Genomic DNA, 12,481 nt, shown 5'->3' on the forward strand with positions numbered 1-12,481 from the left:
CGCCCGCGCCGCTGGCACCGGCACCGCCCCCGCCCCTGCCCCTGCACAACTCCTGCACACCCCACGCCACGGCACGCCACGGCCCTTGCGACTCGACGCCCGCAGGAGTTGTGCACGAGCGCAGGGAGGCACCGCATGAGCGTCGCGGCCGAAGCGACCGGCATCCGCGCCTACGGGCAAGTACTGCGCCTGCCCGGGGCGCGGTCCTTCGTCGCGGCCGGCATCCTCGCGCGCTTCCCCCGGGCGACGCTGTCGCTCGGGATCATCCTGCTCGTCTCGGCCGCGACCGGCAGCTTCGGCTCGGCCGGTGTCGTGGTAGCGCCGCTCGTCGTCGGCATGGCGATCGCGGCGCCCCTATGGTCGTCGCGGATGGACCGGCACGGCCAGGCCCGCGTCATCCTGATCTCGCTCGGATGCCTCGTGCTGTCGGCATCCGCTCTGCTCGCCCTCGTGCTGACGGGTGCGCCGTTCTGGACGTGGCTCGTCGCCGCGTTCGCGACGGGGGCGTCGACACCCGACCTCACCTCGGCCGTCCGCGCGCGGTGGACGGTGCTGGCGCCGGAGTCGCAGCGCACCCCCGCGCTGGCGCTGGAGACGATCGCCGATCAGATGGTGTTCATCGCGGGTCCGCCGGCGATCACGGCCGTCGCGGCGGCGATCGATCCGGCCGTGGCGATGCTGGGCTCGCTCGTGCTCGGGCTCGTCGGCGGGGTGTGGCTCGCCTCGCAGCGCGGGACCGAACCCGCCCGGACCGACACCGCAGGTCGCCCCCGTTTCGTGTGGCCGCCCGCCGGCGTCGTGCCCGTCGCGCTGGCGTGCATCGCCCTGGGGGGCGTGTTCGGCGCCTTCGACGTGACTCTCGTCGGCTGGGCGGAGGTGGGTGGTCGCCCGTGGCTCGCCGGTCCGGCCTTCAGCGCCCTTGCCGTGGCGATCGCGGTGGGATCGGTGATCACGGGAGCCCGCGCGTGGCGGCTGTCGCCGATCGCGCGCTACATCGGCTTCGCGGCGCTCGCCGCGGTAGTCGCGCTGGCGCTGCCGGTGGCGCAGGGATCCGCGCCCGTGTTGTTCGCGGCGATTCTCGTCCTCGGTCTCGCCGTCTCGCCCGTGATGGTGTCGGGGATCCTCGTGGCCTCGGCCCGCGCCCCCGAAGGCCGCGTGACCGAGACCCTCGCCTACCCGACGGCGGCGATGTCGCTGGGTGTCCCGATCGGCGGCGTGATCGCCGGATCGGCTCTGGATGCGACGGGCCCCGCGACCGCGCTGATCACGATCGCGGTGGCCCTGGCGGCCGCCGCCGCGATCGCCGCGATCGGTGAGGCGCTGCTCCGGGTGTCGCGTCGCTGACGCGGCGGGCGCGACCTCCGCCGAGACTGCATCCGACTGACATCCGGGGTGCGCGCTGCAGTGGAGTTGTCAGTCGGATGCAGTCTCGCGGCTCGCACGCGCCGCCCCGGCCCGGCCGACCGCCAGGACGCGGCTCGCACGCGCCGCCCCAACCCGGCCGCCCGTCAGGACGCGTCGACGAGCTCGCGGGCAGGCGCCCGTCGGGCCATCACGCGGTTGCGGATCGCGAACACCAGCACCACGGCCAGGACGGCGTAGATCGCCAGCGCGATCGGGCTCTGCACGAGCGTGGTGAGGTCGCCGTTGGCGCTCATCGCGGCATCCCGCAGGCTCGTCTCGGCGAGCGGTCCCAGCACCATGCCGATGATGAGCGGCGCGAGCGGGTAGTCGTTGGTGCGCAGCAGGAAACCGAGCAGCCCGACGCCCAGCAGCAGGAGCAGGTCGAACGTCGCACCCGAGGTGGCGTAGATGCCCAGCCCGCAGAAGACCGCGATCGCGGCGTACAGGTACGGGCGCGGGATGACGAGGAGCTTGGCCCACAGCATCGCGAACGGCAAGTTCAGGATCAGCAGCACCACCATCGCGAGGAAGAAGCTCGCGATCAGCGCCCACACCAGGTCGGGTGCCCGCTCGAACAGGAGCGGACCGGGCTGCAGGCCGTACTGCCGGAACGCCGCGAGCATGATGGCCGCGGTCGCCGAGATCGGCAGGCCGAGGGCCAAGAGCGACCCCATGGCCATGCCGGTCGTCGAGTTGCCCGCCGCCTCGGGAGCGGCGAGGCCCCGGATCGCGCCGGTGCCGAACACCGGCTTCTTCCGCCGCGCGTCGAGGCGCTTCTCGATGCCGTACGCGAGGAAGGTCGGGATCTCGGCTCCGCCGGCGGGGATCACGCCGAACGGCAGTCCGATCGCCGTGCCGCGCAGCCACGCCGGGGTGGCCTCCGTGAGCTCTTTCCGCGACAGCCACGGGCGACCCGTGGGGCGGATGAGCGTCTTGTTCGAGATGTGGCGCTCGAGGGAAGCGACGTAGATGACCTCGCCGAGGGCCAGGATGCCGACGGTCACGGTCACGAGCGAGATGCCGTCGAAGAGGTTCGGCGAGTCCATCGTGAACCGGGGTGCGCCCGAGACGCCGTCGACGCCGATGACCGCGATCCCGAGGCCCAGGAAGAGGGAGGCGAGCCCCTTCACGGCGTTGTCGGTGACGACCGACGACGTCGCGGCGAAGGCGAAGATCGCGAGCGCGAAGAACTCCGCCGGTCCGAAGCTGCTCGACAGATCCGCCAGCAGCGGGGCGAAGAAGACCAGGAGCACGCACGCGACGATGCCGCCGATGAAGGCGCCGATCGCGGCGGTGGCGAGGGCCTGGGCCGCACGGCCGTTCAGCGCCATCTTGTGGCCCTCGAACGTCGAGGCGATCGCCGAGGCTTGCCCGGGGGTGTTCAACAGGATGCCGGTGATCGAGTCGCCGAACAGGCCGCCGAAGTACACGCCCGAAAACATGATGAACGCTGCGGTCGGGTCGAGCGAGAAGGTGACGGGAAGCAGCAACGCGACCGCCATCGACGAGCCGAGGCCGGGCATGACGCCGACCGCGGTGCCGAGCACGCAGCCCACGAGCACCCAGATGAGGTTCTGCCAGGTCAGGGCGCCGGCGAATCCTTCGCCGAGCAGAGCGAGAACGTCCATGTCAGAAGGCCCATCCCAGGATGCCGGAGGGCAGGGAGAGCCCCAGCCCCATGTCGAATGCGATGTAAGTGAGCGAGCTGATCGTCAGGCCGACGAACAGCGCGAACAGCCACCGGGTGTGGCCGAAGCCGCGCGCGATCCCCGCGAACAGCACTGCCGCGGCGACGATCCAGCCCAGGATGCCGAGCAGGAACGCGAAGACGAGGAACGACCCCACGACCCACGCGAACGATCGCCAGTCGACGCCGACCGACCGTTCGCCCGGCTCCGCGGCATCCGCCGGGCTCTCGCCGAGCGCGCGCAGCGCGCCGATCCCGAGGATGACCGCGAAGACGTAGAGGCCCGCCGCGATGATGCCGGGGAAGAACTGCGGCCCGGGGAAGGCCGCGGACGGCGGCACCTTCATCGTGACGATGCCGTACACGAGGTACGTCGCGAACGCCGCGAGCACCGCCGGCATCGCGAGCGTCTTGGCGATTCCCACCGCTCCGCGACCCCGGCGGAACCGCAGCCTGTTGCCCACGACCGCCGAGACGGAGGTCGGGTTGTTCGACGGCATCACAGGCCCATCTCCTCGTACAGTCGCTCGATCCGGGTGCGTTCCTCGGCGAGGAACGTCGTGAGGTCATCGCCCGTGATCAGGCGCTCGGTCCAGTGGTAGCGGGCGCGGGCGTCGGCCCATTCGGGGGTCGCGGTCGACTCGAGGACGAGGTCGGTCAAGTCGCCGACCTGCTCGTCACTCAGACCGCTCGGGGCGGCGAGCATGCGCCAGTTGGTGAGGGTGACGTCGTACCCCTGCGCGGCCGCCGTCGGGATGTCGACCCCCTCGAGTGGCTCGTCGGCGACGAGCGCCAGGGCCCGCAGGCGTCCCGACTCGATCTGGTCGATGTTGTCGGGGTAGCCGCCCGCGGCCGCCTGGGCGGTGCCGTTCAGCAGGGCCTGGATGGCTTCGCCCCCGCCGTCCGACGAGATGTAGGTCATCTCGGAGGGCGGGATGCCGGCGGCGAGCGCCAGATCGGCCACGACGAGCTGATCGAACGAGCCGCCCCCGGTCCAGGGGAGCGCACGCGGGTCGGACTTCCACGCCTGCACCAGATCGTCGAGCGTCTGGAAGGGCGAGTTCGCCGGCACGACGATCACGTCGTACTCCTCGACCATGACGGCCAGGGGGGTGACGTCGTCGAGTGTCGCGGCCGAGTTGAACTGCACCGTGGCGGCGAGGAGTCCCGTCCCGCCGACGAGGAGGTTGTTCGCCTGCCCGTTCAGCACCGAGACGTTGCCGAGCGCGATCGTGCCGCCGGCGCCCGGCATGTTCACGACCTGCACGTTGTTGACCAGGCCGTTCGCCTTCTGCGCTTGCTGCAGCTCGCGCGCGACACCGTCCCACCCGCCGCCGGCCGCAGCGGGCGCGATGATCGTCATCGACGCGTGGATGTCGTCGCCGGCGGCGGCCGAAGTGATCGATCCGTACGCGGCGACCGCGATCGCCGTCACGGCGACCGCACCGCCCATGGCGCGGGGGATCCATCGGCGCCGGGCGGCCGGGGGCGCATGGTCGGGGGCAGAGGGAGGCGTAGGCTCCGTCATCACAGCTCCTCCTTGCGAACGTCGTCGTCTCGCAGAATGTGACGACGCTCTCAAGGAGGGGGCCGCACCGCACCCCCCGGTCGCATTGTGCTCATAGTGCGCGCGAGAGAATGTCCCTGCCATGCCCGACGTCACCCCCTCGGTCCCCGCCCGAGTGGTCCGCCGCGCGCTCGTCGTGCTCCCGAGCCTCATCGTGCTGACCGCCGTGGGGCTCACGACCCTCATCGCCGCGTCGGCGCAGGAACGCCACATCCGCGACGACACCGCCGAGCGGGTCTACGACGTCGCGGCGAGCCTCGCCGAGCTCGACGATGTGCGCCGCACCGTGGCATCCGTCTCGTCCGTCGGCACCAGCGCGCGTCTGGCCGACGCCGGCGATCTCGCGGAGGCCACGTCGACACTGCAGCCGCTCGCCGATCTGGTGCAGCGCACCGCCGGAGTGTTCTACGTCGTGATCACCGACGACGAGGGCGTGCGCATCACCCACCCCGAGAGCGGGCAGCGCGGTCTCCAGGTCGAGACGACGAACGCCAGCGTGCTGGCCGGAACGCCGTTCCTCGGCACCGAGACCGGACCCTCGGGCAGCTCGCTGCGAGCGAAGGTTCCCGTCCGTGATGGGGACGCCGTGGTCGGCATGGTCGCCGTCGGCGTGCTGGAGTCGAGCATCCTGGCGGACCGCGACGAGGCACTCGGCGATCTGCTGCCGTGGGCGCTCGGGGCTCTCGTCGTCGGGACGCTCGCGTCGTCGCTGCTGGCCGCGGCGATCGAGCGGCGCTTCCGGCGACTGGACGCGCTGGCCGCCGAGCAGGAGCAGACCGCGCGCACCATGGTGGCGCTACGCGAGCAGGCGCACGAGTTCGGCACCCGCCTGCACGTGCTGCACGGCCTCGTCTCGCACGGCGACATCCGCGACGCCCTGACCTACATCTCCGACGCGATGCCCGGCCTCGCGCCCCGCGAGCCGTCGGAGACCCGCCTGGATGCCTCTGTCGTCAGCGCCAGCATCGAGGCCCTCCGCAGCGAGGTGTCGGCGCGGGGAGCGCGCCTGGAGGTCCGGATCGACCGCGACACCCCGATCGACGAGACCGTCGTGCTCGTGCTCACCAACCTGTGCCGGAACGCCGCCGAAGCGGGCGCCGCGCGCGTACGGTGCACCCTCGACCTCGTCGGCGACGTGCTGCACGGGGCCGTGGACGACGACGGGCCGGGTCTGGACCCGCGCGACGTCGAGCGCGCGTTCACCCGCGGCTACACGTCGAAGCCCGATCCCCTCGGCACGGGCCGCGGGATCGGTCTCGCCGTCGTGCGCCGCGCGGTCGCCGAACGCGACGGCGAGATCCTCGTCACGCGGTCGGCGTGGGGCGGGACGCGTTTCGAGTTCGAGATGGCGGCGCCGCGATGACCGACCGGATCCGCGTTCTCGTCGTCGACGACGACGCCGCCGCTCGCGCCCTGCACGGGCGCTACGTCGCGGGCGCTCCGGGGTTCGCCGTCGTGGGGTCGGCGGGCAGTGGCGAGGCGGCCGTGGCGCAGGCCCTCGGCGGTGTCGACCTGGTGCTGCTGGACATGCGCCTGCCCGACATCAGCGGCGTCGAGGTGCTGCATCGCCTCCGCACCCTCGGCGCCGAAGGTCTCGACGTGCTCGTCATCAGCTCGTCGCAGGATCAGGTGACGGTGCGGCAAGCCCTCGCGGCCCACGTCATCGGCTACCTCGTGAAGCCGTTCACCGAAGAGACGCTGCGCCAGCGCCTCGAGACCTACCGTGTGGAACGGCGTGCGCGAGCCGAGGCCGATCGGGACCGGTCGCTCAGCCAGGGCGACATCGACCGCCTCCTCACGACCGGCACGGTGCGCGTTCCCGACCGCCCCGCCGCGTCCGCCCTGCCGAAGGGTCTGGCCCCGGTGACCCTCGAGCGGGTGCGGGCAGCGCTCGACCCGGTCACCCTCGTGTCCGCGGCCGACGTCGCCGCCGCGTGCGGGCTGTCGCGCGCCACCGCGCAGCGGTACCTCGAGCACCTCGTCGCCACCGGTGTCATCGACCTCGCGCACCGGTACGGCGCCCGCGGCCGCCCGCGCATCCTCTACCGGCTCGCGCCACCGCCGCCCGTCTGAGCGGCCGGGAGCGGCGGGTCCCGGCCGCCGCGCCGGCGCCTGCGTCTCGAGACTGCACCTGGCTGACATCTCCATTGCAGCGTGCAGTGGGGATGTCAGCCGGATGCGGTCTCGCGAACCGGGATCGCGTCAGAGCGCCGTCGCCAGGTGCCGCAGCACCGAGACATGCCCGTCGTCGGGGTGCAGGTCGAGCGTCGCGTGCGGCAGCCCCGCGGCGAGCATCCGCGCGTGCTGCGGCGGGATCACGCGGTCCCTCTCCCCCTGCACGAGCAGAACGGATGCCGTGACCTCGGCGAGCGCGAACCCCCACGGTCGCGCGAACGCGAGGTCGTCGTCGATCAGCCCGTCGATCCCGTACGGCGCGGAAGCCGCGACGTCTGCCCCGAGCGACGCCCAGTCTCCATCGAGCGCCGCGTAGTCGGCATCCACGAACGACTCCGGGTCCCACTCGTCGATCTCGGCGAAGCGGCGGCGCGCGTCTTCGCCGTGCGTCGCCGCCCGCAGGGCCTGCGGGGCCTGCATTCCCGCGAACCATGCGTCACTGCCGTCGAACGGTGCCGGCGAGGCGAACGTCACCACGCGCCGGACGAGCCCCGGCATCGCCGCGGCGCACGCGATCGCGTGCGGCCCACCGCCCGAGGCACCCACCGAGACGACGGATGCCACGCCCAAGCGCTCCACGACCGGGCGCAGCCCCTCGGCCACGTCGGCGACGCTGCGGCCAGGGATCCGCGGCGACCCGGCGTACGCGGGCCGGGCGACCGAGACGACCGCGAGCCCGTGGGCGTCTGCGGCGGCCTTCACAGGCGGCAGGATCGCCCGCGTCTGCGGCGAGCCGTGATGCCACAGCAGGACCTCGCGGCCCGTGAGGTCGTCGGCGGAGGTGTGGACGTCGAGCCCGGCCATCGTCGTGCGCATGCGCCCACGCTGGCACGCTCCGTCCCGGAGCGCGAGCACGCCCGGCCGCCGCCGTATGCCCGCGAGACTGCATCTCCCTGACATCCCCACTGCAGCGTGCAATGGAGTTGTCAGTGGAATGCAGTCTCGGCGATTTGCGGCGCCGCGCCGCCCGGCGGCACGCTCTCGAGCGGTGGGCGGGACCAGTGGCCTACAGGATGATGCCGAACTCGTCCGCCAGCGCCGGCAGCTGCGTGTGCAGCGCCTCGGAAGCCTCGGCCGCGAGCGGGTTGGTCGAGACACCGTTCTCGTTCACGAGCTTCCCGCCGACGTAGACCTGCTTCAGGTTGCGGAGGCCGCACGCGAGAACGTAGCTGCGCACGGGGTTCCACAGCGGGCCGACGTCGGGGAGCCGCGGGTCGACCACCACGAAGTCGGCGAACTTCCCCACCTCGAGGCTGCCGACGCGGTCGTCGACGCCCATGATCTCGGCGCCGCCCAGGGTGTGCAGGCGCAGCACGCGCTCGGGCATCATCGACAGCGGGTCGTGGGTGCGGGCGCGCTGCATGAACATGCCCATGCGCATGTTCTGCCACGGGTCGGCGACGTCGGTGCAGGCCTGGTCATCGAGGCCCATGCCGACCTTCATGCCGAGGTCCAGCATCTCGGGCACGTGCGCGATCCCCGACGCCAGACGCCCGTTCGACGCGGGCTGCCACGACATCGCGGCGCCGCCCTCGGCGGCATCCCGGATGATCTCGGGCGTCGTCTGGATGAAATGCCCGAACATCATGCCGGGGCGGAGCGCCCCGGCGTTCTTGTACAGCTGGAACTTCGTCTGCTGGTGCTCGATCGCCTCATACGTCTCGAGGAAGTGCGCCTGATTGGTGACGCCGAAGCGGTCCATGACCGCGACCTCGATCTCGGCGGCATCCGGCCGCGTCGACCACTGCACCTGCCCCATGATCGAGGCGCCGAGTGCGATGTCCGGATCCATCGCGAGGATGTGATCGAGGGATGCCTCGAACCGGGCGAAGATCTCGTCGTCGGTGCCGACGGTCGCATCGAGCGCGATGGAGTCGACGAAGCGGAGCCCCGCGTCGAGGCATCCGTCCGCCTGCCGGGTGTGCCAGGCGTGATCGCGCAGAACGCCCCCGCCGTCGGAGCGCTTGCCGTCGACCATCGGCTCCCACGGCAGCAGCGGGTCGGTGAAGTTGTAGGCGGTGGTCACGCCGTTGGCGAGGAAGTCGAGCGAGCCGTGCAGCGTGGCCCAGTAGATCTGGTCGGGCGAGGCGTTGTTGAGGACGCTGAACATCGACGTGCACCAGCCGTACAGCGTTTGGTCGACGCCAAGACCGCGGGAACCGCTGGTGAACAGGTGGCTGTGGGAGGAGACGAAGCCCGGGGCGACGAACTTGCCGTCGACGTCGAGGATCTCGTCGGCCGTGACCCCCGGATCGGGGTCGCCGGCGCCGATCGCGGCGATGCGGCCGTCGCGGACGAGCATGTATCCGCGCTCGATGTAGCCGGGGTCGTCGGTGCCCGCGGGGACCGTGATGAGACGTGCGTTCGTGACCAGAAGCGACATGTTGATGACGGTAACAATCGCGTGTTTCCGCGGTGTTCCGAGCGTGCGGCGGGTGGTTTGCGGGGGCGGGAGAGGGACCGACGCGGGCGCGGGAGGATTTTCGGCCGGCGGAGGATCGTTCCGCGCGCGAACGTCCTCCCGCCGCCAAATCTCCTCCCGTCGCGGCCGCCCCGGGCGGTCAGGCGAACGCCGCCCGCACCGCGGGCGCGATCCCCGCGAGCACCGCGTCGCGCGCCGGGGTCGACGGGAACACCAGGAACAGGTGCGGGACGCCCTCCCGCCGCGCGAACTCGACGGGGGTTCCGGATGCCGCCAACCGCGCGGCGTACTCCTCCGCTTCATCGGACAGCGGGTCGACGCCCGCCGCGACGATCACCGCCGGCGCGGAGCCGGTGAGATCCGCGGCCCGCAGCGGCGCCGCTTCGACGGGCACCGCCGCGGTCCCGACCTGCGCATCGGACCGACGCTCCCGTGCGACCCCACCCGCTGCGGCGGCATCCCGCACGTACAGCCCCCAGTACCACTGCATACCCTTCGCGGTCAGCGGCAGGTTCTCGGTGTGGGCGCGGTAGCTCGAGCGGTCGGGGTCGGGCGCGTCGAGCACGGGGCACAGCAGCACCTGGACTCGGATGCCGGGAGCCCGGCCCTCGCGCGAGCGCAGCGCCAGCGCGGCGGCGAGGTTGCCGCCCGCGCTGTGTCCGGCGACGCCCAGAGCCGCGGGATCCTCGACCAGACCGCCCGCGCCGTCGGCGGCGAAGCGCAGCGCGCGATCGAGGTCGTCGAGCCCGGCGGGGAAGGGATGCTCCGGCGCGAGCCGGTAGCCGACGCTCAGCACCTGCGCGCCGGTGGCGGCGGCGAGTGCGCGGCACAGGGCGTCGTTGTTGTCGAGGTCGCCCGCGACCCACCCTCCGCCGTGGGCGAAGACGAGGGTTCCGCGATGTCCCGCGCGCGGCCGGTACATCCGCAGCGCCAGGTCGCCGGTCGCGGTGTCGAGCGACTCGATGACCTCGTCGTCGGGCAGCCGCACCCACGACGGGTTCGCGCGGAGCTCGGCAATCCGCGCGGCGTCGTCGCCCTCGGCATCCGTCGCGCCCGAGGGGATCGTGCCCGCCTGCGCGGCGAGCCGGGCGAGGTGCGCGCGCACGTCGGGGTCGGTGATGGCGGGGTGGACGCCGTCGCTCACGGGGCTCCTCTCGGGGTGGAGTGGTCGAGTGTCCAAGACACGCGGATGCCGCCGCCCGGGACCGCGACCGAGCGTAGGGGCACCGGGGCGACGACGTGGCGCCGCACGAGAGAGCGTTACGCCCCCGAAACACCGGCGTCGCGGCGGCGTTCGCGCCCGGGCGTACGGTGACGCCGAACGGGCGCACCCGACGCTCGGGGAGGAGTGCCATGTCTCAGCGCGTCATCGTGACCGGAGGATCCGGCGGCATCGGCGCCGCGATCGTGGAGCGCTTCGCGGCCGACGGCGCCCGCGTCGCGGTGCTCGACCGTCGCGCGCCCGCGGGTGGATCGGCATCCTTCTTCCCGGTCGATCTGCTCGACCCGCTCGACACGCGCCGCGCGGTCGGCGAGGCGATCGAGGCCCTCGGCGGCGTCGACGTCCTCGTGAACTGCGCGGGGATCTTCCAGAACGTGTCGCTGCTGGACATCACCGTCGACGACTGGGACCGCGTGCTCGACATCAATGCGCGGGCGACCCTCGTCACGATGCAGGCGGTCGCGCCGGTCATGCTCGAGGCGCGCAGCGGCTCCATCGTCAACATCGCGAGCATGGCGGCCAAACACGGCGGCGGCGGCGAAGGGCACTACGCCGCGTCGAAGGCCGCGGTCGTGGCGCTCACGCGCGCGGGCGCGCAGGAGTGGGGATGCCACGGCGTCACCGTCAACGCCGTGTGCCCGGGGTACGTGCTCACCGAGATGGGCGCCGATACCCGCTCCGCGGAAGACGTCGCCGCGTGGAGCGCAAAATCGCCGCTGGGTCGGCTCGGCATCCCGGAAGACGTCGCGGGGGTGACGCACTTCCTCGCCTCGGACGCCGGCGGCTACCTCACGGGCCAGGCGATCAACGTCACCGGCGGCATGATCATGCACTGACGCGGGGTACCGGGGCGCCGGGTCGCCGGGGTACCGGGTCGCCGGCCGCGCCGCCGACGTACCGAACTCCTGAGAAATGTCGCTCGAGGCCCGGCATCCACCTGTTCTGGAGTCCCTTCCCACGGTTTCTCCGGAGTTCGGACCGGGTCGCGCGCGCCACGGGGCGAGCGCCGCGGGAATGCGACACCGCTGTGGGCGTTGAAAGCGGCGTAGACCACCTCGAACGGATGCCATGACCTCGACGCCCCTCGCCCCGACCGATGCCCGCGACCGGGACGCCTCGGTGCTCGACAACGCCGCGTGGCACTCGCTGGCGGGTCCGCACGCGGACTTCGCCATCGGCGGCGACCTCGTGCGCCGGTACCCGGAAGAGGTGGCACCGTTCGTCGCCGTCCGGACGTGGGACGACCCCGGCGTGTGGGACGCGTTGCGCGAGCTGGTCGGCCCCGGCGCCGAGGTGGGCCTGTCGGGCTACGAGGGCGAGTTGCCCGCGGGCTGGGAGCTCCTCGGCGGGGGCGAGGGCGTGCAGCTGGTGGAAACCGACGCCCTGCGCACGCGACCGGATGACGAGGCGATCGAACTCGACGCCGACGATGCAGCCGAGATGATGGCGATCGTCGAGCGGAATCAGCCCGGACCCTTCCGGCCCCGCACGTACGAACTCGGCCGGTACATCGGCATCCGTCGCGAGGGCCGGCTCGTCGCGATGGCGGGCGAGCGGCTGCACCCCACCGGCTGGACCGAGATCAGCGCCGTCGCCGTCGACGCCGACCACCGCCGGCAGGGCCTGGCCTCGCGCCTCGTCCTCGACGTCGCGTTCCACATCCAGCAGCGCGGCGACCGGGCGATGATGCACGCGGCGGCGAGCAACGTCGGCGCGATCGCCGCCTACGAGCGTCTGGGATTCACGCTGCGCCGGATCAACCGCTTCGCCGCGGCCCGCACTCCGGCCTGACCCGCGGCTCCGGTCGCGACGCGCGCGGCCGCCCGCCCGGCTTCGACCCGCGACCCGCGCGCCGCCCGCCCGGCTTCGACCCGCACAACTCCTGCAGAACCAACCGTGCCCGCGGCATCCCCGGATCTCGGGGCCCCGATGCCGGAGTTATGCAGCCGGGATGCCACACCCCGCGCCGCGACACCGCCTCCACCTCGGGCACAACTCCTGCAG

11 protein-coding genes are annotated in these 12,481 nt (G+C 72.6%); 5 read left to right on the forward strand and 6 right to left on the reverse strand.

The features are described 5' to 3' along the window. The first annotated feature begins 135 nt into the window (after positions 1-135). Entirely contained in the window at positions 136-1,344 is a 1,209-nt protein-coding gene (locus tag FE256_RS15755; RefSeq protein WP_138177557.1) for an MFS transporter, read from the forward strand. Between the two features lie 164 nt (positions 1,345-1,508). Here FE256_RS15755 and FE256_RS15760 read toward each other — a convergent pair whose 3' ends face one another. From FE256_RS15760 to FE256_RS15770, 3 genes are read right to left on the reverse strand one after another with little or no spacing between them, the layout of a single operon-like run. Beyond that, a complete protein-coding gene (locus FE256_RS15760) occupies positions 1,509-3,032 on the reverse strand; it encodes a tripartite tricarboxylate transporter permease (protein ID WP_138177559.1) in 1,524 nt (507 codons plus the stop codon). A gap of 1 nt (position 3,033) precedes the next feature. Further along, positions 3,034-3,591: a tripartite tricarboxylate transporter TctB family protein gene (locus tag FE256_RS15765; protein ID WP_138177561.1), complete on the reverse strand. Its 558-nt coding sequence runs from the start codon at positions 3,589-3,591 to the stop codon at positions 3,034-3,036. Continuing rightward, positions 3,591-4,619, reverse strand: a complete 1,029-nt coding sequence (locus FE256_RS15770) for a tripartite tricarboxylate transporter substrate binding protein (protein ID WP_171024374.1) — start codon at positions 4,617-4,619, stop codon at positions 3,591-3,593. The genes FE256_RS15765 and FE256_RS15770 overlap by 1 nt, the downstream gene beginning before the upstream one ends. Positions 4,620-4,740: 121 nt before the next feature. Here FE256_RS15770 and FE256_RS15775 point away from each other — a divergent pair, with 121 nt between their 5' ends. Next, positions 4,741-6,021: a sensor histidine kinase gene (locus tag FE256_RS15775; protein ID WP_138177565.1), complete on the forward strand. Its 1,281-nt coding sequence runs from the start codon at positions 4,741-4,743 to the stop codon at positions 6,019-6,021. Beyond that, the gene (locus FE256_RS15780; protein ID WP_138177567.1) at positions 6,018-6,731 is read left to right on the forward strand and encodes a response regulator; all 714 of its coding nucleotides are present in this window, start codon (positions 6,018-6,020) and stop codon (positions 6,729-6,731) included. Before FE256_RS15775 ends, FE256_RS15780 begins: the two co-directional genes overlap by 4 nt. A 129-nt stretch (positions 6,732-6,860) precedes the next feature. Here the strand turns inward: FE256_RS15780 and FE256_RS15785 are convergent, their stop codons facing one another. From FE256_RS15785 to FE256_RS15795, 3 genes are all read right to left on the reverse strand, one after another. After that, positions 6,861-7,649 carry an alpha/beta fold hydrolase gene (locus FE256_RS15785; RefSeq protein ID WP_212743536.1) on the reverse strand — a complete coding sequence of 263 codons (789 nt, stop codon included), beginning with the start codon at positions 7,647-7,649 and terminating at the stop codon, positions 6,861-6,863. Positions 7,650-7,839: 190 nt separating this feature from the next. Beyond that, the gene (locus FE256_RS15790; protein ID WP_138177569.1) at positions 7,840-9,216 is read right to left on the reverse strand and encodes an amidohydrolase family protein; all 1,377 of its coding nucleotides are present in this window, start codon (positions 9,214-9,216) and stop codon (positions 7,840-7,842) included. A gap of 178 nt (positions 9,217-9,394) precedes the next feature. Beyond that, a complete protein-coding gene (locus FE256_RS15795; RefSeq protein WP_138177571.1) occupies positions 9,395-10,399 on the reverse strand; it encodes an alpha/beta hydrolase in 1,005 nt (334 codons plus the stop codon). Positions 10,400-10,608: 209 nt separating this feature from the next. Here FE256_RS15795 and FE256_RS15800 point away from each other — a divergent pair, with 209 nt between their 5' ends. Then, positions 10,609-11,313, forward strand: a complete 705-nt coding sequence (locus tag FE256_RS15800; RefSeq protein WP_138177572.1) for an SDR family NAD(P)-dependent oxidoreductase — start codon at positions 10,609-10,611, stop codon at positions 11,311-11,313. A gap of 232 nt (positions 11,314-11,545) precedes the next feature. After that, entirely contained in the window at positions 11,546-12,268 is a 723-nt protein-coding gene (locus FE256_RS15805) for a GNAT family N-acetyltransferase (protein WP_138177574.1), read from the forward strand. The last annotated feature ends 213 nt before the right edge of the window (positions 12,269-12,481 follow it).

The organism is Microbacterium sp. 5K110 (assembly GCF_005774735.1).
Lineage (GTDB): Bacteria > Actinomycetota > Actinomycetes > Actinomycetales > Microbacteriaceae > Microbacterium.

Bases quoted from the DNA above. Each gene is read 5' to 3' on its own strand.
- FE256_RS15770 (WP_171024374.1), bottom strand. From the start codon at position 4,619: ATGACGGAGCCTACGCCTCCCTCTGCCCCCGACCATGCGCCCCCGGCC.
- FE256_RS15785 (WP_212743536.1), bottom strand. From the start codon at position 7,649: ATGCGCACGACGATGGCCGGGCTCGACGTCCACACCTCCGCCGACGAC.
- FE256_RS15755 (WP_138177557.1), top strand. From the start codon at position 136: ATGAGCGTCGCGGCCGAAGCGACCGGCATCCGCGCCTACGGGCAAGTA.
- FE256_RS15760 (WP_138177559.1), bottom strand. From the start codon at position 3,032: ATGGACGTTCTCGCTCTGCTCGGCGAAGGATTCGCCGGCGCCCTGACC.
- FE256_RS15765 (WP_138177561.1), bottom strand. From the start codon at position 3,591: ATGCCGTCGAACAACCCGACCTCCGTCTCGGCGGTCGTGGGCAACAGG.
- FE256_RS15775 (WP_138177565.1), top strand. From the start codon at position 4,741: ATGCCCGACGTCACCCCCTCGGTCCCCGCCCGAGTGGTCCGCCGCGCG.
- FE256_RS15790 (WP_138177569.1), bottom strand. From the start codon at position 9,216: ATGTCGCTTCTGGTCACGAACGCACGTCTCATCACGGTCCCCGCGGGC.
- FE256_RS15805 (WP_138177574.1), top strand. From the start codon at position 11,546: ATGACCTCGACGCCCCTCGCCCCGACCGATGCCCGCGACCGGGACGCC.
- FE256_RS15800 (WP_138177572.1), top strand. From the start codon at position 10,609: ATGTCTCAGCGCGTCATCGTGACCGGAGGATCCGGCGGCATCGGCGCC.
- FE256_RS15780 (WP_138177567.1), top strand. From the start codon at position 6,018: ATGACCGACCGGATCCGCGTTCTCGTCGTCGACGACGACGCCGCCGCT.